This window comes from Parashewanella sp. 2210YD4-3 (genome assembly GCF_056591735.1).
Map to the genome: position 1 here is coordinate 386,185 of NZ_JBWQOG010000003.1, position 26,083 is coordinate 412,267.

A 26,083-nucleotide genomic window follows, 5' to 3' on the forward strand; every position below is an offset into this window, starting at 1 on the left:
CTTAACAAAGCATAATCCCCTTCAGAAAACTCCAAAATTAACTTGCTCAAAGCTTATAAATCCTCGAAAATCACTCGCAAAACTATAGTGTAACTTATTGATTAATATACACTGCAAATTCAGTAAATTCAGTGTTTTCAGTAAATTTTTCAGCGCAAAAAACTAGTATTTTCATCTGAAATACAATAGGTTAACTAGCGATAGAGCATTATCTTGACATGGTGGGGGTCGGTGGTTCGAATCCACTCGGTTGTACCATTATCTTCATGATTTTATTAAATTATTTCTGTTAAATTTCTTAACAAACATTAACGGTCGCAAAATACTCGCAAAACTCCCGCAAAACCTTTTGATTGCCTCCTAACTTTTAGACCTTCTTTTTTATCCGTAAGCATCAATCATTTTTTAGATATATCGACTCAGAAAAAACCGATTTAAAAAAAGGAAAATTGCTTTCAGTTTGATAATTACCTAAATATGTCTAAAATGTGAGCGCCCCTATCACCAAACTCGGCATAATATTTTATTAATAAAATGAACAGGAAGGTGCTTGGATTGAGGCTCTATTATACCAACGTAAATCTTGGCTTCCTTGTATTAAAACAAGCCTATCTTTAACTTCGACCACTAAGCCGATTCGGGTGTAATCACCCTCTTGAACATTTCTAATTAAATTATCAGTGTCTTCACGGCACTGTTTAATACGTTTTTCTTTTAGCTCTTGCTTACGCTTTCTCTCCATCAAATAATCTTGTCTTTCTTTTTCAATCCCAATTTTGTAGCTTGCCATAAACTTATTTACTTCTGAGCAAGAGGCACTGTCGCCATTAGCCTTTAGCAGAACACACTTTTCTTTTGACCAACTCAAACTTGAATCATTAAGCGTAAGGTGTGATAGATCTAACGAACCGACAGTTTGAACTGAGGATCGACATTTATGATCTTGTTCCCAGGTTAAAGTTTCACAACGAATTCTAATGTTTGTATGGTGCTTATTGATCCTGATATATCCATTTTTTTTGGAAAGACCTCTTCTGTAACATTCATTAAAATCTGAACCTTTTACACACAGTTGACCATATCTCATATACAACTGATAATTTAATTTTGAAGCATTCTCTGAAACAGTTTTTTTACTCATTGAGCTATTACTACACCCGAAAGTTACAACTATTATCGACATTATGAGTAACTTTTTGATAATAGAAGTACATCTATACTGAGATAAGCCTTTACATTCCATGTAACGTTTCCTTTTGAATAATTTTAGTAATTAAGACTAACCTATTACTAAAAACACAATTATGTCAAATACATACCAACACAATCATTTTTTATAGCGTTTTCTCTAGTATATGTTCTATTGAGTTGATACCTTCTGAATGCCTAAACTGGGTAACCACAGTAACTGGGTTAAGTAAAAGAGCTTAACCTACTGTTTTATTCATCTAAATAACTTCAAGATATAGAGCATAGAAAAGGCAATCTTAGGGTAATATAGGGGTATCCAGATTACCCTATAAAAATTAATATTCTCAAAATATAAATTGTTTATTAATCAATAACATTACCTTAGTGGTCACTTTTGATCACCGTTTTGGGGTAACGGCTTTTATGTTGCTCAATCAATAAGTTATCTAGGTTTCAAGTGAGAGATCACCAAAGTTACCCCAATAAAGCCATAGGAGGGGCTTCACTTATTCTGGACTAACAAAGTCATGCAATTAATTTAAATCCAAGCTCATATACATGCTATTAGGATCTATTTGATAATCCCCAAAAGGCTCACATAGAGTAAAACCATTCCGTTGATATAACTTATGAGCAGCAATAAATGCCTTTGCAGTACCAGTTTCTAAGCTCACTCTCTCATAAGATCGGCTTTGGGCTACTTCCAACATGCATCTTAAAATTGTTTCTGCAACTCCTTTGCGGAGATGTTTAGAGGACGTCCTCATGGATTTTATTTCGCCATGGTGGTCATCGAGATGCTTTAATGCTCCAACGCCAGCAAGTTCATCATCAATCCATAGGCTATAAAACGTAATATTGGGTTGTTCTAAAGCGGATATATCTAATGCATGTATACTCTCGGGTGGTGAATGTTTCTGCATATCTTCATGATGTTCTTGGATTAGTGAAAAAATAGCATCATCCCTAACATCTCCGATTCTAATTTCCACAGTTATTTAATCCCAATTTGAATAATTAAGAGTTCAAGATCTTCCATAGAATCGTTTATCAACCCATGCTCTCCATAAGGCTTGTTTTTAATAATATCACCCTTAACAACTTGTTTAGAAAAACCATCAACAGTCATCATCCCTGTACCGTTCAAGATGATATATAGTTCTTCATTATTTCCATGCTTGTGGTAACCAACTGTTGAGTTTGGTGGAATAATTTGACGGTCGATAAACTCACAGTTACTTGTAAAATCATCTCTACCAAAGATTTCAAAAAGGTTAACTGTTCCAAGACCACCATGGGCGGAGCTTTGGGTTTGTTTTTCTACATCGAGAAAATTTCGAATCATTAGTGACTCCTTCACTATTTATTATTTAATTCGCTAATGAATCTATGAATTCAATTTCATTTCTAACAGTGATGGTTTGAACCCTGCTTTTTCATAAGCTTTGATTGCTGAATCGTTTACCGAGTAGACATCAAGATAAAAATCAGAGACACCACGCTCTTTACTCCAAGAGATGATTTTATCCAGCATCAATTTATTAATACCCTGCCCTCGATATTCAGGTAAAACATACATAAAACCAAGGTAACAATGCTTACTATGGATGAGGGACAGCTTTGAATCTCGTAGTTGACCATAACCTGTTGCAATAATTTGCCCTGCTTCTTCGGCAATGAGTAAGAATGAATCATGATCAATAATCAAGTGCTCAATGTCATAATAAACGGCACCTTTACTTTTAATTGAATCATTATAAGGCCGCTCAACTTCTACAACAGCTTGTTCTAGTGAACGCAGTACACCTAAGTCTAGTAATCTTGCTTCTCTGAAAATCATTTGTCTTTTCGAATCTCTAATACTGAATCAAGCACTTCAAAAGTGAAATTTTGAAATTCATCTTCGCAATGGTCGTTCACTCCACAATTTGCAAATGCTGTGATACTAACGTCTTTTTCTGGAATATAAATATTCTGAGTAAAGTAACCGAACTCGGTTCCACCATGATGATAAAAAGTTTTACCATCCACAACTTCCTTCCAAATACCTAGACCATAATAAAAATCTGACGTTCTATAAAACCTTGCACCCCAAGACTTGACCAGATTCTTATCGCCGATCATTTGCTTACGAACATTAGTATCAACTACGTCATTATCCATAATTATGGCTTTTAGTAACTTCGCCATATCTTCGACATTTGCGGCTAATGGGCCATCCATAGTACCTGTTGTGCCAATAATGTTTTTTGTATCTATCCATACATTCATTGGTGAAGGAAAGCTTGGTTCATAGGTATTGATAAAATAGCCTGATATCAACTCAGAGGAATGTTTTTCAACCCCCTTAATGAAGCTTGAGTTCATGTTAAGTGGCTTCAAAATTCGTTTTCTTATTTCTTTCGCTGGATGTTCACCTAATACTTTCTCTAAAATTACTCCAGTAAGTGCATAACCAGTATTGGTGTAACCAAAACGATAGCCGGGTGCAAATTCAGCGGGTTGGTTTAAAGCAAACTTTAATGGAAAGATATCTGTCGTGACTTTTTGTTGTTGTGAAAATTGCGCTTTGTAAAAATCGTATTCACCAACGTCATTGTATTCAAAAATACCACTAGTATGATTGAGTAACATTCTTAACGTCATTTTCTCTGAGTATTCAATCTGTTTAAGCAAAGCTTCATCAAGATAGTGTTTAATTGGAGCGTCTAAATTTACCTTTCCTTCATTGTGCAACATTGCTACGAACAGAGCTGTTAACTTTTTGCCTGCACTACCATTAGGCATAACGGCAGTCGTTGGCATTTTGATTTTTTTATCAGTATTCGAATACCCTGCACTGCCTAAAAAACGCTTATCAGGTGCATCTACTAATAACACAGCTCCGGGAATGTGCTCTGAGCTTACCAGTTCATTCAATATCAATTGGTAGTCCACTTGAGTGCTGTCTTTTGTCTCTAAACTTTCCTTTGCATACCCCAAAGGTAAATATGACAGGTAACTAAATATGGCAATGGAAAATGAAGCCTTAGTTTTTTTGAGCATTAATCACATTCCTTGTTATTTCTTTCATTATTAAAAGTCCCTGAAAATATTCTGCTTATTTTTCGATAGCCGCAGTTACAACACCTGCACTACACAGCATCCCGCCGCTGATTTTATTGAATCTGCTTTTTACGTCTTCAGAAGTAAATTTATCTCTAATCGCATCTGCGAAGCAGGTATAGAAAGTTGCGCTCATCACTGAGATACCCAAAAATGTCACAGAAAGGATACCCATTTGTGAGAATAACGGCTGTTCAGGATTTATGAATAATGGAAAGAATGCCATGAAAAAGACTATCCCTTTCGGGTTTAACGCTGTAACAAGCATTGAATCCGTAAATACCTTATGGCTATTCATTGAACCTGTATTATCAGTATTTTGGGTACTCTTTGGCGTATTAGCCATCAAAGTTTTTAGCCCTAGATATACTATAAATAACCAGCCCCAAGCCATTTGACTATAGAAAATAGCTCTGATGATGCAGACAACAAAGTACCAACACCCAGCAGAGATAAGCTAAGCGCTATCAGGTCACCTGTAAGTACTCCGGTGATTAATGGTAACGTTGATTTTTTTCCATGATTAAGCGCCTGCCCCATAATTAAGAAAACGGTTGGACCTGGGGTAAAACACAAGATAATAGAAGCAGCGATAAATGACAGCCATGTCTCTAAATACATGATTATTTCCTTTTAAAAATAGAGATACTATCAAGTAACCTTTTGTCTACTCGGCTCATGCGCTTCATATCTAGGCAAATGAGCATCAAGGTCTTCCCAACTTGCTTTCGAAGTCACGAAGTTATGTGAAATGGGTCTTTCGTTAACATCGCTATCAATAGCACCAAGCCTGATTCTAATTCTTGATAAATCTGAGTCGTTAGAGCTATAGATTGGAGAAGCACAAATGGAACAAAAATGTCGCTTTTTACCGGGTTTCATTTCAAAGTAAGTTAGACTGTCACTCCCTACTAAAACCTTAAAGGCTTTACTATCCACAAAGCCGTTTGTTGCATAAGCAGTTCCGCTAGATTTGCGGCAAAGTGAGCAATGACAATGAATAATATCTGTTATGGGTGATTTGATTTCGAACTTAACTTTGCCGCAGAGACAACTTCCTTTGTACATCTACTTCCAACCTTGAAATGAAACTTAAAGACTTAGGTATCTTTTGAATAAAAAGTACCGACAAGACTAAACTGAGCTTAACTATTTGTAAATTGGTTATTTTCTACAGTTAAACTCATAGCTTCAATTAAGTTATTTACGAGGGGGATTATATGCAAACTCTAGACGATTACCGCTCGGCTCTCTGATCATCATGTGGATTGTTTTGCTATTGCCATTTGGTTGCGGAGCAAACTCAATCACCACATCTTTGATGGACTTAAGAGTTTCGTGTAGTTGATTCAAATCTTCAAGGCTTGCAACAGATAAAGCTAAATGGTGAAGGCCAACATTGTTCTTTCGATCAAACTCAACAATTTTAGCTTCATTTTGAGTTTTCCATAATGTAAGAAAGATAGAACCATCTGTTACAAAAATTGAAGGATAATCAGGATAACCCCCAGCCTTTCTCCAGCCCAAAGTTTCAATGAAGAACTCGGATGAACGCTTAAGGTTCTTTACCGTTAAACCTAAATGATTTAGCCCTTGTGTCATCACTTTGTTAGTCGCTTGCTGTTCTGTAGCAAAAACTTGAGTCGAAGCAACTACTGAGAATGCTGCAATTGATAGTGCCAGTACCTTAAAATTCATTGTTTATAAACCCTTTAAAATTACTTCCTTTTACTGACCAGAAAAACCAACAAAAATGTTCAATCTATTTAACTTCTGAACATTGGCTAACTTGGATCGGCTCCGGAATGTGTTACAAATCATGTATAACCATTTTTATTTATAGATAAATACAGTTTAATAAAAGCCAAGAATAAAAATTAAAACACCTAAAATGGAGCTTGGTGATGGAGCATAGGATTGATGCAGGTAGGAGATATGATTTAGATTGGTTGAGGGTTATCGTATTTGGCATACTTATTTTTTATCACATTGGAATGTTTTATGTCTCTTGGAGTTTTCATGTAAAAAGTATATATGCTAGTGATGCCATCGAACCCTTAATGAAATTAGTAAACCCTTGGTGATCTGCTCCGTCGATAGTGGACACAAAATTAAGCACTGTTTCTAAGTTCATAATTTTCTGGGCTAAGATAACCCAACGCACTGTGCCTTCTTGTCTTGTTATAGTCAACTTCTATGTATTCAAAAACAGCTTGTCTCATTTCTTTACGAGTCATAATTGGCTCATAGTGAACGGCTTCAACTTTCAGTGAGTGAAAGAAGCTTTCGACACAAGCATTATCCCAACAATTGCCTTTACGGCTCATGCTTTGCTGAAGCTGATGTTTTTCAATCAAGCTCCGGTATTGTTTGGAGCAATACTGACTTCCACGATCACTGTGCCGATAACGCCTTTTGGACGACCACGCCTAAACAATGCCATTGTTAGCGCATCTGAAACCAAATCCGCAGTCATTGTTTTTTGCATTGACCAGCCAATCACTGAGCGTGAGTACAAATCAATTATCACCACTAAGTAGAGCCAGCCTTCACTCGTCCACAAATATGTGATGTCTCCAGCCCATTTTTGGTTAGGTGCTGTCTCCGTAAAGTCTTGCTTTAATAAGTTAGGTGCTATTGGCATAGAGTGCTTGCTGTCTGTTGTGACTTTAAACTTCTTGGCTGCTTTAGCAATTAACCCTTGCCGTTTCATGCTGGCTTATACTGTTTTTACGTTAACCCGCTCACCATTATCTTCAAGTTCTTTCTGTATTTGCCTTGCTCCATCTCGTTGTTTACTTTTAATAAAAGCTTCTTTGACGTGTTTATCGATAACCAAGCGCCGTTGCTTGCGAGAGCTAGGCTCTTTATCTGTTTTGCGCCATATGTAATACCCACTTCGTGACACATTTAAAGTGATAGCCATACGCTGGAGCTTAAACTGATGTTGATGCTCCAGCATAAATTCGAAACGGGCTATTTTTGATTTTTGGCGAAGTAGGTAGCCGCCTTTTTTAAGATGGCTAAATCCTCTGTTTGTTCAGCGAGTTGACGTTTTAACTTGGCAACTTCGGCTTCTAACTCGACTTTTCGTTGAGTCATTTTTGCTTTATTTTGTGATGCGCTACGCCAGCCATAAAGCTGTGATTCATAAACACCAAGTTGTTTGGCAGCTGTGGAAACACCGAATCTTTCAGCAAGAGCTAAAGCTTCTGTTTTAAATTCGATTGAATAAGTTTTTCGGTTCTTTTTTGTTGTTGTCATTGGTCACCTCGATTAGTGTTTATACTCACTTAATCTGGTGTCCACTATTTCTGGGGCGCATCACCTATTAAGTCACCTGCTAGTACTGATTTAACAATATTCGAATCATTTATTACGTGAGCACTTAACTCTGCACTGTGTTCTTTTTCTAGATTCTCAGTATGACCATGCAGCAATCGGCCGATCAAACTATATCTGAGATTAAAATTGATACGGTGACCAACTTTGCCACCAAACCAACTGAGAATTGCTTCAAATATTGCGCTAATTAATACAATAACGATTAAGCCTACTATCAAAAGCTTGTCTATCCCCTCTTGGCTAATAGAGTCCACTAAGTGACTAGAGTATAGGGGTAAAACCAATTCAAGAGCTGTAGCGATAATAGTGAGTATAGCGAGAGAAACGAAAGTTAAGTTTTTAGGTTTGTGAGGAGCGAGTAATTTCCAGAGTGCCTTAGTGTCACCAGATTTTTGTTCCATATTTACTTCTCTAATTCCATGTATTGTTTTGATGCTACTTTCATATAGCAAAACGCATTTTCATTATAAAGATCAATTTATTCAACTGAATTTTGTTACAAAAAGTTAACATGGATAATTTGACGTGAGCATTATCAACTTTGAGACAATTTGGCTTCTTAGAAGGATAGAAAAGAAGAAAAACTTGATAGCAGTACAAAAAACTAGCAATCAGTTTATTGGATATATCAGAGAATTATATTTGTTGATAGCATGGAAGTGTTATGGGTTTGTTATAATGATTTAATATGAAAAAGGAACTTAAAGATGGCGATCTCGCTGTCTCTGGATTAATGCTAACTGGTATGCTCACTAACTTCGCTCTTCTTCAATCCATGAGGGAGTCAAAAACACTCACTGCAATGGTGTTCATTGGGTTAATTGCAATGGGCGGTTTCTTTTGGTTGTTATCTTCACTTACTGGCTGAAAATAAATGAACAAAAAAATTAATTATATTGGCTTAGCCCTTTGTGTTTTGGGAATTGCTTTCAATGTTGCCACTCAAGACTTCATCGGAGTATCTGTTTTCACCCTTATCGGTTTAGCTTTGGTTTTGAAGTTATTTAAAAGTAATAAATAAGCCTGATTCTATGGAAAATTTTAAAAAAGGATTTAAATAATGGAATTACTACTACCAGATCTATTTTGGTTTGGCTTATTTGGCCTTTTTCTGATCATTTACTCTGAAGTGTCTGCAAATAGGAAAAAGCTCCAACTGGTTGAAAGAAAGCTTGATGTGCTTCTCGAAAAGCAAGGCATCGCTGCCAATGGCGAAGAGTTTATTCCAGTTGAAGTACATGAAGCTCTGAAAAATCGACAAAAAATAAAAGCGATACGATTGTACCGAAGTCATACCGGAGCTAGCTTGTTCGATGCTCAAAAAGCGGTGAATGATTTCATTGAGAACAAAGCTTAACAGAGGTTCAAATGGAATTTGATAAAGACAAATACACAATATGGAAGTTGCCGAATTTACTATTGATACACTGGATCATTAACCCAGCCCTTGCTATTAATGAACTCATTCTAGGGCAACGCTTACCAAAAATTACCTTAATCGATAAAACTAGTGATGCTCCATTACTAGAGCGACAGTACATTCCATGCCCTCACTGCGAATCAATGAATGACGCTAGGCTATGGGCTAAATCGAATGCTTTTGGTCATTGGTTTGGCTATGTTTGTCCCAAATGTGACGGAATAATTCCGTGTTTATGGAATTTTACCAGCCTTGTAATTTTAGCTTTAACCTTCCCAATTTGGATGCCTATAAAACATTTTGGTCAAGCTAAATGGCTCAAATATGAAAAGCAACGTCTACTACACGCAGACCAACAACCTAAAGTAAAGGCTGAGCCTAAGTTATGGATTAAGACAGGTGTTCTTTTTGGTTTTTTGATGTTTTTGTTTACCTTAATGATGAAGGGCTCAACTGGTGAGTTAAATCCGCAAAACATACCGTATTATGCTTTGGTCAATTTTGTAGGCGGTGCTGTTTTTGGCTTATTCATGAAAATATTCTTAGGCTGGAAAAAGAAGTCCTAGTTCATGGCATTCAAGATAATAGAATCTGAATCGCACGACATAGATGGCAATAAGCTAACGCTCAACTATCATCGTTTTTCGACAAAACTAGAAATCAACTTTAACGATGAACTAATACAAATACGCTATTTGTATTTTGCGCCGTATAGAAAGATCAGGTTTCAAGTTGATGGTCACGAATTTTATATAAAAATTGTTTGGATAATCTTTTGGCGCTCTCGCTTATATCAAGCAGAGGAGTTAAAGGTTTCTGAGCTGCTTCCTCAACGGCGGAGGAAGTCAGTAATCTTGATGAGTTACACCTTATTTATCGCCTCGCTGAAGCTAATTTTGCTTTGAATGAATCATTTAATGGAGTAAAAGGATGATTGAATTTTTGGATAGGGAACTTCTTTTTTATTTAATAATGATCGCTATTTTATTGATATTTTTCAGTCAAAAAATGCGAGAGCGATTGATAAGTATTACAGATCGAAGTGGAAAATCACTTGTATTTAGTATGCTGCCTACGACCTTTCTGCTGAATAATCATTCTTTTGGTGATCACTGGTTCCAAATAGCTATAAAGTCAATTTTTTATCTTGGTTTTTTGTTCATTTTTGCTGCAGGGATGGCGTTATTATTTGAACAAGTCAAACCTTCAAAGAGGCAATGACAATGGATTGGTACATAATTTTAGCCATTATATTATCCGTCGTTTTATAACTATACATGCATCGAAAGGAACACTATTTACCAAAAGAAGTTCTCCGAGAAGATGGTGATTACTTGTTTATCATGGATTTTCCACGATCTAGGTTTAGTAAAGCTACTAGAAGAAAAGTGCCGAAAACTTTTGTTCATAAAATCCAAGTTGCAGATCAGATCGTTACTTTCTTCAATGAAAGTGAAAATGCCATAGATGTCATGCTACCAAGTAATGAAATAGCCTTACCTATATTCGAAAGAGCAAAACAACTATTCCCAAATGCTCAAGTAATTGAGATTAAATTGTAAAAAGACTATTTAAAATATTCGCGTTCAACGCTCAACTGACGGCAAAGTATTTTCATGCAAACTCCCTGAAACCTTTTCTTCAACGTTTAAGAGTTTCTTCAAACTAGGCGTAGCCTCAGCTGCTACGCCTAGCTTTTCCAACTCTTCAGCGAACTTCTCTCGCCAGACTTGTGGCAAGCCTTTTCTTACATGCAATCTTCTGCCATCAAATCCTAGGTTTTTGATGGTTAAGTGAACGTGTGGACTGTCGGTATCAGTGTGCAAAGCAAAAACATATTGGTGGTTTTCTGAGAATGTCTTTTTAGCAAAGGAACGTACAGCTTGTTTAACGTTCTTGGGTTCGGTGCCATTGGGCATGGATAACACAAGGTGTGTACTGTGCCGGGTACGCCGTTGCTGTTGAAAGTCAGAGTCGTTCCAATCTTTGGCTAGTTAACGTTAGTATCAAATAGTCCCAGAATTAACCAAGCTTTCATAAACAAAAGCAATGACAAAAACCAAATCAAAAATAGAGTTACATCTAATTCCCGGCACCATGTGCAACGAAAAGCTATGGTCAAAAATACTCCCCTACATAGAGAATGATTTTGAACTTGTCTATCTAGATATTCCTTTAGATAAACCCACTTTCGGATAATAGTTGCGACACTCATAAATAAGGAAGAAGCCAGCTGTTATTCCAGTGATTTAGCAGCCTCCGGAACTTAGTAGCCTTGTTCCAAGACAAGGGCAAAGACTTATTCTTTAAACTCTATAGGGTGAGTTTTGTAATTTCTTCTTGCTGTCATTGAAACACCTTAATGTTTGACTGTTAATTGTTTCTCATTGAAGTGTCCTATTCCATTAGACCAGAACAAAAGGTATCCAACCGAGCAAACAGTACTCTTCTGTTTTAGTTGTATCAAAAAGCAAACCTCAGAGGAAATGAGCAGGTTAATTTTAAAAAGTTTAAAATCTCAGAAACCCAAATGTAATCCAATCATGCTATCTTCAACTTCGCTTTACACCCTGCAGTATTAAGTTCAAACGAATTTAAAGGTGATAACACCTTAAGATCAATCAAAACAAGGAAATATCATGCACGGTAAGTTAATCGGCCTGACGCTAGCGACTGGGGTTTGTCTGTCTTCGGCTTATGCCAATGATGGGCTGCTAATTTCAGAATATATTGAGGGAAGCAGTAACAATAAAGCCATAGAGCTATACAACTCTGGAGCAACCACTATTGATTTGAGCCAGTACAAACTGAATTTTTATTTCAATGGAAGAACGAATGCTAGTACTAGAATTTCACTAGAAGGCACCATAGCACCACAAGGAGTTTATGTAATTGCTGACGATAATGCCAGCAGTGACATTACATCAAAAGCCCAGTTATTGAGTAATAAAAGTTTTTTTAATGGTGATGATGCCATAACTCTGACACAAAACGATGTTGTAGTAGATAGCATTGGACAAATTGGTGTTGACCCCGGTTCTGAATGGGGCTCTGGTGATCTATCAACCAAAGACAATACTATCAGGCGTGCCAGTGATCAGCTTACTCCTGATCTGGATGCAAATGATGAAGTGGAGTTATCCCCAACTTGGCAAGGCTTTCCAAAAGATGATTTTAGCGATTTAGGCCGATTCAATTCTGATGGTACTCCGCCAGATCCTGATCCGGACCCAAACCCCGTTCCTGATGAATTAGTATGTAATGCACCCGCCACATCAATCAGCACTATTCAGGGAACAGCGGAAACGTCACCTTTAGCGGGACAAACGGTATCTGTTGAAGCCATTGTAACGGCGAACTTCCAAGGCTTAAAAGGCATGAACTTACAAATGCCACAAGCTTTGTACGACGAAAATTCTTTAACCTCTGAAGGTATTTTTGTGTATACCGCGAATACACCTTTAGATTACCAAATCGGTGACGTCATCCGTTTACAAGCCAAGGTGGTAGAGTTTAGAGGCCAAACTCAACTAAGCCAAATTGTTGCCCATAAAAAATGTGGTCAATCTGATTTACCAGCCGCAACAAGCATCAGTTTGCCATTTACGTCTACCGACCAGCTTGAAGCTTTTGAAGGTATGAGCGTTATCTTCCCTCAATCACTTGTGGTTAACGGGGTATCAAATTTAGGCCAGTATGGTGAAGTAGTATTAGGTAGTCAGCGTCATTATGTTGGAACTCAAGTAGCTGCTCCCGGTGAGGCTGCTAAAGCAATTTCTGATGCTAACAAACTCGACAGCATTTTGTTAGATGACGCCACGACACAGCGTAACCCTGAAATCATTCGCTACCCTGCACCAGAGTTAACCGCAGAAAACACGCTTCGTGCAGGCAACACCGTTACCAATTTAACAGGTGTGATGTCATTCGCTTTCGGTCAATATCGCGTCATGCCAACAGCTGAACCTAGCTTTGTTCAATCTAATCAACGTACCGATGAGCCTATACTACCTGAAACAGCAAACGTCACTGTAGCCAGCTTTAATGTATTGAATTACTTCAATGGTGATGGACAAGGTAACGGCTTCCCAACACCTCGTGGTGCTGACACAGTAGCTGAGTTTGACAACCAATCAGCTAAAATTGTGGCTGCGATCACAGCAATGAATGCAAGTGTTGTCGGCGTTATGGAGATAGAGAATGATGGATTTGATAGTAATTCAGCCATTGCTCAATTGGCAAATTCACTGAATACTGATACTCAAACCTATGCCTATGTTCAGCCTCAGCAGAATTTAGGCGATGATCAAATTAGCGTTGGTTTGTTGTATCAATCATCTCAAGTTCAGCCAATTGGTGAAGCAAAAGTCTTGCGCAGCGCAAATTCGCCGTTGGATGAAGATGGTAACGCCTTATTCAATGATGGTAAAAACCGCCCTATGCTAACTCAATTATTCAAACACATTGAGACAGAACAAGAGTTCGTTGTGGCTGTAAACCATTTAAAATCGAAAGGCGCAAATTGTAATTCATTGGGCGATCCTGATACGGGAGATGGCCAAGGCAACTGTAATATCACTCGTACTCGCGCCGCCAAAGCTATTGCTTTATGGCTTCAGGCTGAATATCCAGAACAAGATCAACTTGTTATTGGTGATTTAAATGCTTACGCCAAAGAAAATCCGATTACTGAATTAACAAGCAACGGCTATGTTGAGCTATTCCATCACCTTGATAAACCCACGTCTTACTCGTACATTTTCCGTGGAGAAAGCGGTAGCTTAGACCATGCTATAGCGAATGAAACAATGGCTTCTAAGGTTGTGGATGTAACAGATTGGCACATTAACGCAGATGAGCCAAAGGTTCTGGATTATAACGAGGAAAACAAAACGCCATCTCAACTTGAGCAGCTTTACGCTAATGACGCTTACCGCTCTTCGGATCATGATCCTGTAATTGTTTCATTGTTGCTCGAAGTTGAAAACATCGCTCCAGTTGCGAATTTTAATGTGAGCGTGAATGGAAATGAAGTCGTACTCACTTCACAATCAATGGATGAAGATGGTGAAATTGTCTCACACCAATGGGAGTTAGGTGACGGAACTACCGCTACAGGTGAAACAGTCAGCCATGAGTATGAGCAGTTTGGTGAATACCCAGTAACCCTCACAGTTACCGATGACCAAGGTGCTTCACATCAAATCACCCAAACGGTGACCATTGAAGACAAACGAAAAAAGCCACATGCTCGATTCTATCATCTAGGAGGTTGGCTGTTTGATGTATTTATTTCAGCCAGTTACGATGAAGATGGATGGATCAGCAGTCATCAATGGCAGTTCGATGATGGTCGCCAATACAATGGTTGGGGAGTATTCCGCTTTAGAGGTTTTGCTACTGAGGTTGAGTTAACCGTCACAGATAACGATGGTTTAACTACAAGTAAGACTAAACAGTATCGTTAATATTGAATAGAACGCCACGGTAGATTCTGTGGCTGACGATTATATCGATGAAGCAATTCGATTCATTGTTTATAAGCACTGCTCATGTTAACTAAACAGCTCGTTATACATTGTCTCTATAACGAGCTGTTATCTAGCTCCTCTGTAGTCATCCCTACACTTCTATTAGGCGATTTTAAGACAACAATATAGTGTCCATTCGTTGAATTTGGAGTTTTGTCCTGACTTAAATTATTGCGTGGGCAAAAAAAGAGCCAATCCGATGGCTAAGAAAGTTTTTGAGAAAGCGCTGTACTGCATGCTACTCCTGTAACCATAGTAAAAAGGAATTGATACGCGCCATAGGATCCGTACTAAACCGTATCGGTGCAAAAATAGTTGGTTATATTATATAGATGAATAAAGGTAATTCTTGTTGAACAAAGAACGCAGATTTATTATAAAGCCGATGAGCTAAATATTCTTTTAAATTCAGCATGATACTTACCACATGCAATTAAATTTCAGTTTTGGTTCTAATTGGGTGAGAATGCTACCGCCTCACTGAGCAATGTTTCTTTTACTTAGCTATCAATTCAGAATTGATAAAAGATGAATTAATATTCATAAACCCCATTAATATGATTTCTTATAGTAGCATCAAGCAATCGCCCATGGTTGTTTGAAGTATATGAATAATATCAGTATTAACAATAAATCCAATTTAGTTTCAATTGGAATCATCGCGGGTTTATTTTTTATTTTCGGTTTTGTGACTTGGTTAAATGGCGCTTTAATCCCTTTATTACAAACTGTATGTCAGTTAACCGCTCCTCAAGCTTATTTGGTAACTGTCACGTTTTATATTGCATATACTATTACCGCTATACCAGTTTCTTCCGTTTTAAATAAGACCGGCTATAAACGTGGCATGTCACTTGGTCTTTTCATTATGGCCGTTGGTTCTGCTCTATTTATCCCTGCGGCACATACCCGTACTTACCCTCTTTTCTTATTTGCATTATTTGTGATGGGTACTGGGCTTACACTGCTGCAAACTGCGGCAAACCCCTACATAGTGTTAAATGGTTCCGAAAAATCTGCTGCCGTTAGAATCAGTTTAATGGGATTATTAAACAAAGGTGCAGGCATACTTGCCCCGATTCTTTTTACAACCATTGTATTCAGTGGAATCAACTCTACTAACACGGAGCACCTAAACTCTATCCCGTTAGCAGAAAAGCTTTCTGAATTGAGCGTTCTCTCTTCAAAACTAATCGATTTATATTCTGTAATGGCAGCCATTTTATTTGCGCTGGCACTATCCATTTCAATTTCACCACTGCCTGAAATTGAATCACATAGTCAAAATTCAAATATAAGGGTCGATTGGAAAAAAGCGCTCAAACACCCTCAACTAACTCTAGGCATTATTACCTTATTTTTCTATGTCGGTGCTGAAGTGATTGCTGGAGATACTATTGGGCTTTTTGGTAAACAGCTTGGCCTTGCTAATTATACAGAGTTTACCGCTTTTACCATGTTTTTTATGGTCACTGGTTATATTTTGGGTATGGTTTTTATACCCAGAGTGCTAAGCCAAGAAAAAGCATTAATGGGTTCCGGTATACTAGGGTTGATAGTCACCTTTATCATTCTTTGTATGTCAAATCACTCCCATATTTTTTCACCTTTTCTAAAACATATAGGATTCGCAAACCCTGTTCCCGACGTCATTTTGATGGTTGGCTTACTAGGATTAGCTAATGCTTTAGTCTGGCCATCCATTTGGCCACTGGCACTACGAGGGCTGGGGAAGTACGTTAATACCGGTTCAGCTATGTTGATAATGGCAATATCTGGCGGGGCAATATTGCCGTATTTTTATGGTCTGGTAGGTAATCTGATCTCACCTCAATATGCTTACGCTATTTTATTCCCTGGTTATCTATTAATTGCTTACTATGCGCTCCTAAACATTCGAAATAACCATGCAGAATCTAGAATCTAGAATCTAGAATCTAGAATCTAGAATCTAATGATTGAATTGAGCGTTTTTGTGGTAATCCAGTGGAACATAAAAGAAACGACGTCTGATTTTTTCTGTTTCTTGCACTTTGTGCCCAAGACCAACTTTTATGAACAAAAGAGCAAGCTCGCAAGCCCCAATTTCATCTAAATCGAGAGATGCTTTAACCGCCTCTTCATCGAACTCCTCACCATTTTGAATCGCTTGCCATTTTAGTAGAGTCACCCAGTTACTTTTGCTATCGAAATAATCGATATATTTTAATAATTGGTTTCGAAGATAGATAGAATTATCGCTATAGATATGGCCATCAGATGAGAAATTCCGTCGATTCGGGCTTGTTTGTTTCAGTTTGTTTCGTTTTGCGTAAGAGATAAAGTTATAGCCAACTTTAGTGCGTACAATAATGGCTGAATACTCACTATCATTAAAACTTAATAATAAAGAATCACTAGCAGTATCACATTGATTCAATAACTTTGTTGCGATTTCTAATGCCATTTCCTCAGGAATTCGACGATAAAAGTATTTTGTAGAACTTCTAATCCAAATAGCCAGACGCCTTAATATTGTTCGAGAGTTATCAAACGGTTCCATGTATTTGCCAATGCCTGATTCAGGGTTTATTTCTTCTACTTTGTAATCAAAGTTGCTGAATTTTGCTTTGCCTCTTTTTGCCGTTTTTACCGGCTTGTAAGCTGACAAATTAACATTTCTAACAGGTGTCGGTCGACTAAAGACTATCACTATGAACTCATATAAAATATTGATATATCTAATTATAGTTTCTTAACCTGTCTTTAAGCTGATCAATTCATGAATTCGAGGATATGTATTACATCTACCATAGCAAGTTTCTCACTCATATACGCATAAAAAAGGCTCTCATGAATTGAGAGCCTTTGGGTTAATTGCTTACGAATTTATTTTTGAGTCCAGCGATCTAACCAACCCAATACGTGAGCGTACCATTGCTCTAAGTTATTAGGGTTTAAGATCCAGTGATTCTCATCAGGGAAGATTAATAATTCTGACGGAATATTATTACGCTGCAAATAAGAAAATGCAGCTAAACCTTGACCATAAGGAACACGGAAATCTTTTTCGCCGTGAATCACTAACATTGGCGTTTTCCAGTTTTCAACATAATTCGCTGGATTAAACTTCTCATACAGTGCTTTATTGTCTTTATATTGACCACCAAATTCATGCTCAGGAAACCACAATTCTTCAGTAACATAGTACATTGAACGCATGTCAAACAAACCAGCATGGTTTACGAGACATTTGAAGCCATCGCTCCATTTGCCTTCAATCCAGTTCATCATGTATCCACCGTATGAACCACCCAATGCACAGGCATTGTTTACATCCAACCAAGGCTGTTGCTGCCCCACTGCTTTTAGACCTTTCTTCAAGTCAACCAGTGGCTTACCGCCCCAATCTTTAGTGATAGAGTCAGTAAATTTTTGACCATATCCAGTAGAGCCATGGAAGTCGACCATTACGACACCATACCCAGCTCCAGCCCATAATTGAGCATTCCAACGGCCGCTAAAGCCATTTCCAAACGAGCCTTGAGGCCCACCATGTACGAGGAACGCTACAGGATATTTTTCACCTTCTTTGTAGTTAGCAGGTTTAATCCAATAACCATGAACTTCCTCATCACTCCAACCTTTAAACTTGAATTGCTGATATTCACCAAACTTAATTTTTTTAAGCTTCTGTTGGTTAACATGAGTCAATTGAGTTAATTGATCACCGTCGAGGTTGATACTCCAAATATCTCTTGGTTGACTTAGGCTAGTATGGGAGAAGTAGGCTTTACCATTATGGATACCGATTAGGCTGTTATAACCAGAACCATAAACTTTTCGAACATCACCAAACTGAGTGTTAACTTCGAAAATACTTACTTGACCGACATCTTGGGCAGTGACATATAAAGTTTGGTTATTATCACCAAATTGGATTGAACTCGGGCTACGGTCCCAAAGTGGAGCAACCTCTTTCGTTTGGCCAGTAACGGTATCTGTAAGCATGATTGCGTAACGGTCGGCTTCAAAGCCTGGGCGATTCATGGCTAAATAAGCCATATATCTGCCATCACTTGAAAAAGTAGGTTGTGCATCCCACGCTTTATTGTCAGCAGTTAAGTTTTCAGTTTTTCCACCTGTTACAGACACTTTCCATAAATCGTAGTTCGTTGTCCACGACTGGTCTTTACTTGGTGCTTTAGCACTATAAACAACATATTTTCCATCTGGCGTAAAACTGACTTCTTCCATACCAGAAAAAGGCTTGGGAGGTGTTTCCGTATCAATACCTTTTGTCACATCGACCGCTTTGCTTAATTGATGCCCCTCAATTCTTGCTACAAATAAGTGGTTACGAGCATGATCAAACCAAGTATCCCAATGACGAACCATTAATTGATCATAGTGACGCCCTGTTTGCTTGCTGTTTTTAGCTTTTTCAAACTTCTCCTTTGAGCAAGCTAAAGTGTCGCAATCTGGGAATACACGAATACTCATAGCAACTTGCTTGGTATCAGCAGATAGCTTGTAGTCGTCGACGCCTAATACTAAATGAGAAACTTGACGAGCTTCACCGCCAGTTAATGGTAAATTGTAAAGTTGACTAGAACCGTTTCTTGCAGCTAGGAAGTAGATAGATTTATTGTCTTTAGCAAATTGCACATTATGCTCAGTACCTTTGGCACTGGTTAATTGCATCGGCTTAGCATTCGCTTTGGACAAATTTAATAAATAAAGATCGGATGATTTGTCACCTTTGTTATCTTTCTTTGTTACCCCATAAACTAAGGTATTCCCATCAGATGAAATAGCATAGCTGTGTAACTTATTTAGGTTAACAAGATCTTGAACCGTAAAAGGCTTAGCCGCTGTATTAGCAAACGCTGAAGTACTTAGCGCAAATGCAATAGCTGCACTGGTAAAGGAGGTCTTTAACATGACTGACTCTTTGTATAAATAATTTCGGTTGTTAAATTAACTAAATGATTGGTTCGTAGCAAGTAAAACGCCATCTATATGATGGCGTTATGGTTTAAAAAGCTTATTTCGCATTAGCGATATTAACTTTCCAAATCGCTGGTCCCGTTTCGTGAGCGTTAACGCCTTCTGAGTCAACAGCAACTGTCACAGGCATATCTTGTACGTCAAATTCGTAAATCGCTTCCATTCCAAGATCTTCAAAAGCAACCACACGAGATTTTTTAATCGCTTTAGCAACTAGGTACGCAGCGCCGCCAACGGCCATAAGATAAACAGATTTGTGTTTTTTAATAGATTCTACCGTTGCAGGACCACGCTCAGCTTTACCTATCATGCCCATAATGCCTGTTTTCTCTAGCATTAAGTCTGTGAACTTATCCATACGAGTAGCGGTTGTTGGACCTGCTGGGCCTACAACTTCATTACCTACAGGGTCTACTGGACCCACGTAATAAATAAATTTACCTTTTAAGTCCACGCCTTCTGGTAAACCTTCACCAGACTCAATCATAGTTTGAATACGTTTATGAGCGGCATCACGACCTGTCAGCATTTTGCCGTTAAGTAGCAAAGTATCACCACTCTTCCATGATTCAACTTCTTCTTGAGTTACGGTATCAAGGTTCACGCGCTTAACGTTTTCACCTTGCTCGCGAGTGATTTCAGGCCAATCTTCCAATTTTGGTGTGGCTAAGTCAGCTGGGCCTGTTCCATCTAGATGGAAATGAACATGGCGAGTTGCAGCGCAGTTTGGGATCATAACAACAGGCTTTGAAGCAGCATGTGTCGGCGCTGTTTTGATTTTCACATCAAGTACAGTGGTTAAACCACCCAAGCCTTGAGCGCCAATACCCAAGTTATTTGCACGGTCGAATATATCTAAACGCAGCTTCTCCTCAGTAGTTTCAGCACCTTTGGCTTTAAGCTCATGGATGTCTACGCTTTCCATCAAAGCTTCTTTTGCCATAACGGCCGCTTTTTCAGCGGTACCACCAATACCGATACCTAACATACCTGGCGGGCACCAACCTGCTCCCATTGTTGGTAGCGTTTTCTCAACCCATGCCGCCACGTCGTCTGATGGATTCAACATGATCATCTTGGTTTTGTTCTCGCTGCCACCACCTTTAGCTGCAATAGCGACTTCTACATGGTTACCTTTAACGATTTCCATGTGTACTACTGAAGGCGTGTTATCGCGAGTATTTTTACGAGCACCTGCTGGATCGGCGACGATCGAAGCTCGCAATGGGTTATCTGGATTGGTATAAGCGCGACGAACACCTTCGTCCACCATTTCTTGGACTGTCATGTCTGACTTGTCCCAACGTACGTCCATACCAACCTTCACAAAGGTCGTTACGATGCCTGTATCTTGACACAGTGGACGCTTGCCTTCAGCTGACATACGAGAATTGATCAAGATCTGAGCAATCGCATCTTTTGCAGCTGGGCTTTGTTCACGCTCATAAGCATCAGCCATTGCATCTACAAAGTCTTTAGGATGGTAATAAGAAATGTATTGCAGTGAATCGGCAATACTTTCAATAAAATCGGCTTGTTTGATGATTGTCGGTTCCGAACCGTGAGAGGTAGAAGTCATGTTCACACACCTAATCGTTTATTATTTATGATTTTATTTTATGATACTATCTTACGATTGATTGAGCCATAAAAGCATTATAAATAAGGTCATTAAATGGTTTCACGGAAGTCAGATAGCCTAGCTATTTGCAAACTTGACATCGAATTAACCACCACTGAGGTCTTCTCTCATTTTGCCGACAAACCTTGGGCGATTCTTTTAGACTCGGCAGATGCACAACACTCTGATGCACGATATGACATCATCAGTTTTGATCCAATTGCAACGCTAACAACACAAGAAGAACAAAGCCAGTTTTCAATTTATGATTCTGAGCGCTGTATTGATTTATCCAACAATATATCAAGCGAAAGCCCATTCTCTCTATTAAAGCACTATCTTAATCAGCTGTACCCTAAACAGCTAAGTAGTGAATTTCCTTTTAATGGTGGGATACTGGGAAGTTTCAGTTATGACTTGGGTCGTCGAGTAGAACACTTACCCACTATTGCTAAAAATGACTTATCTTTGCCTGAAATGTGTGTGGGCTTTTACGATTGGAGTTTGATTTTCGATTATCAGCAGCAATCGTGGTTCTTGTTACATTATTTAGGTGAACTAGCCTTAGAGAAAGTAAAACGACCATTGCTAGATAAGATAGCAAAAAAAGCAGAGCTAAATGAATCATTCATGCTAACAAGTCAATGGCATACTCAAATTGAAAAACAGCAATATCAAGAAAAATTCAATCGCGTACATGAATATTTATTGAGCGGCGATTGCTATCAAATAAATTTAACTCAACGCTTCTCCTCTAGTTACAAAGGAGATGAATGGCAAGCTTATCAAAAACTAAGGCAAAGCAATAAAGCGCCTTTTTCCGCATTTATAAAACTTGAACACCATTCAATTATTTCGATATCGCCTGAAAGGTTCATTCAGTTAAACAATCGCCATATTCAAACAAAGCCTATCAAAGGTACTTTGCCAAGAAGCAAGAATCCAATCATTGATGATCAATTGGCAAATCAATTACAGCAATCAAAAAAAGATCGTGCTGAAAACCTAATGATAACCGATTTACTGCGAAATGATTTAGGTAAAGTCGCCAGTGCAGGAACGGTACGCGTTCCAAAGTTATTTGATATTGAGAGCTTTCCAGCAGTCCACCACCTAGTCAGTACGGTTACCGCTGAGCTTGATAAACTGTATGATGCAACAGACTTGCTTGAAGCAACGTTTCCGGGAGGCTCGATTACTGGAGCACCAAAAATTCGAGCTATGCAAATCATTGAAGAGCTAGAACCTAGCCGTCGGAGCATCTATTGCGGCTCAATCGGTTATTTAAGCCAAGACGGGAAAATGGATACTAGTATTACGATTAGAACCTTGTTAACTGAAAATAATAAAATTTATTGCTGGGCTGGTGGCGGGATTGTCGCTGACTCTCAAGTAGATGCTGAATATCAAGAAACCTTTGATAAAGTAAGCAAGATATTACCAACATTGGAAGATTAATATGGATTTGGCACAGTTCAAGGAACGATTTAATTTAAGCCCACAACCTCAAAATGCAGATCGTTTCTGTGTGCCTAGACAAGTTGCTTCAACAATAGAGTATCGTGCCTCAGCTGTTTTAATTCCATTAGTTGAAATCAATAACCAATTAGAGGTTTTGTTGACACAGCGGCCTTTTTATTTGAAACATCACCCAAGTCAAATTTGCTTTCCCGGCGGAAAGGTAGCAGAGGGTGATATAACTCCAGAAGATACCGCACTGCGAGAATTGCATGAAGAAATGGGAATAAAACCTGAGCGAATTGAAGTTTTAGGCCAGTTGCCTATTCAGCATACCTATACTCAATTTCAAATAACACCTGTTGTAGGTGTGCTCGATAACCTTGATAATTTAATAGTAGATTCAAATGAAGTTGCAGACTACTTCACCGTTCCACTGACCCAATTATCACATCCAAATAATCAGCAAAGTATTAAGGTTAAGCGGCGTAATATCGATATTGAAGTTTTAATGATTAATTCCGATCAAAGATTTATTTGGGGAGTGACTGCCTCAATGCTTTATACACTTAGTCAAAAAGTGGGAATTTAGGAATTACAAGAGTACTTGGTTATAAGCAGTTGTTCACAAAGCTCCACATTAAATGAGATTATTCGTTCAAAAAATTGTTTGGTTGCCTGTAAAAGTGGTTTATCACTCCCTCTCTCAACTGCAAATACAACAGGTTCCATTTCTAAAAACAAATCTGAATCCTTACGCGAAAAATACACCGTTAGATGACTATATTGCAGCCATTTATCTTTATTCTCGTTCCAACCTCTGAGACAGTCTGGGCAATCATTAGCTCGTATCTTTTTGGTTGCATCATAGTTCAAACAATCCCAAATTAGATGAATGTCTCCGCTTATTTTATCACTAGTCATAAGAAAGTCTGTAAAAATAGAACACAATCTAACACTAACATATCTAACCATTTCACCCAGTTAAAGTAATTTAACAATTGTTTGTGTGAATCCGCTTATTACGCTTGAGAAAAGTCTGCATAAAGGTAATATAGTCAACCTCTAAAAATATTTACCCCTTTTGTTGGAGAAACAAGCAACAATGAGTATTGCAACCGTCGTCTCTGTATTTAATGGAGAGCATTCAGTGGGTTCACAAGTCACCGTTCGTGGCTGGATTAGAACTCGTCGAGATTCCAAAGCAGGCATCTCTTTCTTAGCCGTTTACGATGGCTCTTGCTTCAATCCTATTCAAGGCGTCGTACCCAACAATTTAAACAATTACCAAGACGAAATTTTAAAACTCACTGCTGGTTGTTCAGTTGAAATGACGGGTGAAGTTGTTGAGTCTCAAGGTAAAGGTCAAACCTTTGAGCTTCAAGTCACCGATGTAAAAGTTGTGGGTTGGGTTGATGATCCTGATACTTACCCAATGGCGGCTAAACGTCATTCAATCGAGCATTTACGTGAGCTAGCGCACTTACGCCCTCGCACTAACATTATCGGTGCGGTAATGCGTGTGCGTAACTGTTTGTCTCAAGCTATCCATCGCTTCTATCACGAGCGTGGCTTCTTATGGGCTTCTACGCCACTCATCACAGCTTCTGACTGTGAAGGTGCTGGTGAAATGTTCCGCGTATCAACGCTTGATATGCAGAACCTTCCTATGACAGATAAAGGCGAAGTGGATTACGACAAAGATTTCTTCGGTAAAGAAGCCTTCTTAACCGTATCTGGTCAGTTAAACGCTGAGACTTATGCTTGCGCTTTATCTAAAGTTTATACTTTCGGTCCTACTTTCCGCGCAGAGAACTCAAATACTTCTCGTCACTTAGCTGAATTCTGGATGGTTGAACCAGAAGTTGCGTTCGCAGATTTAGATGACGTAGCGGGTCTTGCTGAAGATATGTTGAAGTATGCATTCAACGCTGCGCTTACTGAATGTCGTGAAGACCTAGAATTTTTCGCACAACGTGTTGAGAAAACCGCTATTGAGCGTTTAGAAGCATTCGTAAACTCTGACTTTGCTCAAGTTGATTACACCGATGCCGTTAACATTCTAATCGAAAGCGGTAAGAAGTTTGAATTCGATGTTGAGTGGGGAATCGATTTAAGCTCTGAACATGAGCGTTATTTAGCTGAAGAACACTTTAAAGCACCAGTAGTGGTTAAAAACTACCCGAAAGACATTAAAGCATTCTACATGCGCTTAAATGATGACGGTAAAACCGTTGCGGCTATGGACGTATTGGCTCCCGGCATAGGTGAGATCATCGGTGGTTCGCAACGTGAAGAACGTCTAGAAGTACTGGATATGCGTCTTGAAGAAATGGGCTTAGAAAAAGAAGATTTCTGGTGGTATCGTGATCTTCGCCGTTACGGCACTGTACCTCATTCAGGTTTTGGTCTGGGCTTTGAGCGATTGGTTTCTTACGTAACTGGTGTTTCTAACATTCGTGACGTGATCCCATTCCCAAGAGCACCAAGAAGCGCGAACTTCTAACCAAATCCGTTCTTGCATTAAAGGTCATCTCACGATGGCCTTTTTTATTGACTGAACATACTCAGAAACATGCAAAAGTTACAACGCCGCTATCGAGCATTTTAGCAAGCTTGTGGGCGTAGAGCGTTTCATCAATTTGGTGAATGATGCAAGCGTTGAAATTATAGCTAACTCAAATAGATATTAACTTAGTGAGCGCCTAACTGATGTTTAAAGGTTGAATATTACTTCGATAATCACTTGTTTAAGAAATTACCGTTATCTATCTAGAAAACCAACATTGTGAACACTAGATGACCACTTAACAGCATAATTACACTTTTTTTTAAAAGTCGAGTTGACTCATTTATAAGACCGCTTTACTATGCGTCCCGTTCTCAACGAGAAGAAGTAAACAAATCCCCTGTAGTTCAGTTGGTAGAACGGCGGACTGTTAATCCGTATGTCACTGGTTCGAGTCCAGTCTGGGGAGCCAACTTCTTCACATTGAAACAAATTTTGAATGTTCCCCTGTAGTTCAGTTGGTAGAACGGCGGACTGTTAATCCGTATGTCACTGGTTCGAGTCCAGTCTGGGGAGCCAACATTCAAAAATTAAATGTACAATTCCCCTGTAGTTCAGTTGGTAGAACGGCGGACTGTTAATCCGTATGTCACTGGTTCGAGTCCAGTCTGGGGAGCCACATTTAAAAATTAAATTTCGATTCCCCTGTAGTTCAGTTGGTAGAACGGCGGACTGTTAATCCGTATGTCACTGGTTCGAGTCCAGTCTGGGGAGCCAAATTTAATTCATATCTTCTACTCCCCTGTAGTTCAGTTGGTAGAACGGCGGACTGTTAATCCGTATGTCACTGGTTCGAGTCCAGTCTGGGGAGCCATCATTAAAAAGCAAATCTATCATTTCTTTTTCTAAAAAAA

The 26,083-nt window shown here is 38.6% G+C and carries 24 protein-coding genes, 5 tRNA genes and 2 pseudogenes; 16 read left to right on the forward strand and 15 right to left on the reverse strand.

The features are described from left to right. Positions 1–526: 526 nt before the first annotated feature. The 11 genes and pseudogenes from AC1EU0_RS06995 to AC1EU0_RS07045 all read right to left on the reverse strand — a co-directional run bounded on the left by AC1EU0_RS06995 (position 527) and on the right by AC1EU0_RS07045 (position 8,042). Positions 527–1,243, reverse strand: coding sequence for a hypothetical protein (locus AC1EU0_RS06995; protein WP_480301497.1), 717 nt, complete (start codon positions 1,241–1,243; stop codon positions 527–529). A 481-nt stretch (positions 1,244–1,724) separates the two neighbouring features. Next, positions 1,725–2,183: a GNAT family N-acetyltransferase gene (locus AC1EU0_RS07000; RefSeq protein ID WP_480301499.1), complete on the reverse strand. Its 459-nt coding sequence runs from the start codon at positions 2,181–2,183 to the stop codon at positions 1,725–1,727. A 2-nt stretch (positions 2,184–2,185) separates the two neighbouring features. Beyond that, positions 2,186–2,536: a cupin domain-containing protein gene (locus AC1EU0_RS07005; RefSeq protein WP_480301501.1), complete on the reverse strand. Its 351-nt coding sequence runs from the start codon at positions 2,534–2,536 to the stop codon at positions 2,186–2,188. A gap of 42 nt (positions 2,537–2,578) precedes the next feature. After that, the gene (locus tag AC1EU0_RS07010; RefSeq protein WP_480301502.1) at positions 2,579–3,031 is read right to left on the reverse strand and encodes a GNAT family N-acetyltransferase; all 453 of its coding nucleotides are present in this window, start codon (positions 3,029–3,031) and stop codon (positions 2,579–2,581) included. Then, complete coding sequence (locus AC1EU0_RS07015) at positions 3,028–4,236, reverse strand: serine hydrolase domain-containing protein (protein ID WP_480301504.1); 1,209 nt, start codon at positions 4,234–4,236, stop codon at positions 3,028–3,030. The genes AC1EU0_RS07010 and AC1EU0_RS07015 overlap by 4 nt, the downstream gene beginning before the upstream one ends. A gap of 55 nt (positions 4,237–4,291) precedes the next feature. Continuing rightward, the gene (locus AC1EU0_RS07020; RefSeq protein ID WP_480301506.1) at positions 4,292–4,642 is read right to left on the reverse strand and encodes a LysE family translocator; all 351 of its coding nucleotides are present in this window, start codon (positions 4,640–4,642) and stop codon (positions 4,292–4,294) included. 23 nt (positions 4,643–4,665) lie between these two features. Continuing rightward, on the reverse strand, positions 4,666–4,917 hold the full coding sequence (locus AC1EU0_RS07025) for a LysE family translocator (RefSeq protein ID WP_480301508.1): 252 nt from the start codon (positions 4,915–4,917) through the stop codon (positions 4,666–4,668). A 30-nt stretch (positions 4,918–4,947) separates the two neighbouring features. Beyond that, positions 4,948–5,364, reverse strand: a complete 417-nt coding sequence (locus tag AC1EU0_RS07030) for a GFA family protein (RefSeq protein ID WP_480301509.1) — start codon at positions 5,362–5,364, stop codon at positions 4,948–4,950. 132 nt (positions 5,365–5,496) lie between these two features. Continuing rightward, on the reverse strand, positions 5,497–5,994 hold the full coding sequence (locus AC1EU0_RS07035) for a VOC family protein (RefSeq protein WP_480301511.1): 498 nt from the start codon (positions 5,992–5,994) through the stop codon (positions 5,497–5,499). A gap of 413 nt (positions 5,995–6,407) precedes the next feature. After that, positions 6,408–7,560: pseudogene (locus AC1EU0_RS07040) on the reverse strand (IS3 family transposase). A gap of 44 nt (positions 7,561–7,604) precedes the next feature. Next, positions 7,605–8,042 carry an ABC transporter transmembrane domain-containing protein gene (locus AC1EU0_RS07045; RefSeq protein WP_480301513.1) on the reverse strand — a complete coding sequence of 146 codons (438 nt, stop codon included), beginning with the start codon at positions 8,040–8,042 and terminating at the stop codon, positions 7,605–7,607. A gap of 287 nt (positions 8,043–8,329) precedes the next feature. Between AC1EU0_RS07045 and AC1EU0_RS07050 the strand changes: the two genes are divergently transcribed. The 5 genes from AC1EU0_RS07050 (at position 8,330) to AC1EU0_RS07070 (ending at position 10,623) form a co-directional block, all read left to right on the forward strand. Then, positions 8,330–8,509, forward strand: coding sequence for a hypothetical protein (locus tag AC1EU0_RS07050; RefSeq protein ID WP_480301514.1), 180 nt, complete (start codon positions 8,330–8,332; stop codon positions 8,507–8,509). A 192-nt stretch (positions 8,510–8,701) separates the two neighbouring features. Then, on the forward strand, positions 8,702–8,998 hold the full coding sequence (locus tag AC1EU0_RS07055; protein WP_480301515.1) for a hypothetical protein: 297 nt from the start codon (positions 8,702–8,704) through the stop codon (positions 8,996–8,998). Between the two features lie 11 nt (positions 8,999–9,009). Next, complete coding sequence (locus AC1EU0_RS07060) at positions 9,010–9,627, forward strand: hypothetical protein (RefSeq protein ID WP_480301517.1); 618 nt, start codon at positions 9,010–9,012, stop codon at positions 9,625–9,627. Between the two features lie 364 nt (positions 9,628–9,991). Next, entirely contained in the window at positions 9,992–10,282 is a 291-nt protein-coding gene (locus AC1EU0_RS07065) for a hypothetical protein (protein WP_480301518.1), read from the forward strand. 56 nt (positions 10,283–10,338) lie between these two features. Then, positions 10,339–10,623 (forward strand): hypothetical protein, encoded by a 285-nt coding sequence (locus AC1EU0_RS07070; RefSeq protein ID WP_480301520.1) that lies wholly within the window; start codon positions 10,339–10,341, stop codon positions 10,621–10,623. 24 nt (positions 10,624–10,647) lie between these two features. Here the strand turns inward: AC1EU0_RS07070 and AC1EU0_RS07075 are convergent. Further along, positions 10,648–11,037: pseudogene (locus AC1EU0_RS07075) on the reverse strand (relaxase/mobilization nuclease domain-containing protein); the annotation flags it as partial. A gap of 73 nt (positions 11,038–11,110) precedes the next feature. On the opposite strand from AC1EU0_RS07075, the gene AC1EU0_RS07080 reads away from it, so the two are divergent. The 3 genes from AC1EU0_RS07080 to AC1EU0_RS07090 all read left to right on the forward strand — a co-directional run bounded on the left by AC1EU0_RS07080 (position 11,111) and on the right by AC1EU0_RS07090 (position 16,519). Then, entirely contained in the window at positions 11,111–11,260 is a 150-nt protein-coding gene (locus tag AC1EU0_RS07080; RefSeq protein WP_480301522.1) for a hypothetical protein, read from the forward strand. Between the two features lie 440 nt (positions 11,261–11,700). Beyond that, a complete protein-coding gene (locus AC1EU0_RS07085; protein WP_480301523.1) occupies positions 11,701–14,529 on the forward strand; it encodes an ExeM/NucH family extracellular endonuclease in 2,829 nt (942 codons plus the stop codon). A 670-nt stretch (positions 14,530–15,199) separates the two neighbouring features. Beyond that, positions 15,200–16,519: a sugar MFS transporter gene (locus AC1EU0_RS07090; protein ID WP_480301525.1), complete on the forward strand. Its 1,320-nt coding sequence runs from the start codon at positions 15,200–15,202 to the stop codon at positions 16,517–16,519. A 24-nt stretch (positions 16,520–16,543) separates the two neighbouring features. On the opposite strand, the gene AC1EU0_RS07095 is transcribed toward AC1EU0_RS07090, so the two are convergent. The 3 genes from AC1EU0_RS07095 to AC1EU0_RS07105 all read right to left on the reverse strand — a co-directional run bounded on the left by AC1EU0_RS07095 (position 16,544) and on the right by AC1EU0_RS07105 (position 21,160). Continuing rightward, the gene (locus AC1EU0_RS07095) at positions 16,544–17,284 is read right to left on the reverse strand and encodes a hypothetical protein (RefSeq protein ID WP_480301527.1); all 741 of its coding nucleotides are present in this window, start codon (positions 17,282–17,284) and stop codon (positions 16,544–16,546) included. Between the two features lie 176 nt (positions 17,285–17,460). After that, on the reverse strand, positions 17,461–19,515 hold the full coding sequence (locus AC1EU0_RS07100) for a S9 family peptidase (RefSeq protein WP_480301528.1): 2,055 nt from the start codon (positions 19,513–19,515) through the stop codon (positions 17,461–17,463). A 103-nt stretch (positions 19,516–19,618) separates the two neighbouring features. Then, entirely contained in the window at positions 19,619–21,160 is a 1,542-nt protein-coding gene (locus AC1EU0_RS07105; RefSeq protein WP_480301530.1) for a fumarate hydratase, read from the reverse strand. Between the two features lie 96 nt (positions 21,161–21,256). On the opposite strand from AC1EU0_RS07105, the gene pabB reads away from it, so the two are divergent. The 8 genes from pabB (at position 21,257) to AC1EU0_RS07145 (ending at position 26,043) form a co-directional block, all read left to right on the forward strand. Next, positions 21,257–22,660 carry an aminodeoxychorismate synthase component I gene (pabB, locus tag AC1EU0_RS07110; protein ID WP_480301532.1) on the forward strand — a complete coding sequence of 468 codons (1,404 nt, stop codon included), beginning with the start codon at positions 21,257–21,259 and terminating at the stop codon, positions 22,658–22,660. Position 22,661: 1 nt separating this feature from the next. Beyond that, positions 22,662–23,252 (forward strand): CoA pyrophosphatase, encoded by a 591-nt coding sequence (locus tag AC1EU0_RS07115; protein ID WP_480301533.1) that lies wholly within the window; start codon positions 22,662–22,664, stop codon positions 23,250–23,252. A 513-nt stretch (positions 23,253–23,765) separates the two neighbouring features. Then, the gene (asnS, locus tag AC1EU0_RS07120; protein WP_480301535.1) at positions 23,766–25,166 is read left to right on the forward strand and encodes an asparagine--tRNA ligase; all 1,401 of its coding nucleotides are present in this window, start codon (positions 23,766–23,768) and stop codon (positions 25,164–25,166) included. A 399-nt stretch (positions 25,167–25,565) separates the two neighbouring features. Next, positions 25,566–25,641, forward strand: a tRNA-Asn gene (locus tag AC1EU0_RS07125). Between the two features lie 31 nt (positions 25,642–25,672). Further along, positions 25,673–25,748, forward strand: a tRNA-Asn gene (locus tag AC1EU0_RS07130). Between the two features lie 24 nt (positions 25,749–25,772). Further along, positions 25,773–25,848, forward strand: a tRNA-Asn gene (locus tag AC1EU0_RS07135). Positions 25,849–25,870: 22 nt separating this feature from the next. After that, a tRNA-Asn gene (locus tag AC1EU0_RS07140) sits at positions 25,871–25,946 on the forward strand. Positions 25,947–25,967: 21 nt separating this feature from the next. After that, positions 25,968–26,043: transfer RNA gene (locus tag AC1EU0_RS07145), tRNA-Asn, on the forward strand. Positions 26,044–26,083: the final 40 nt, after the last annotated feature.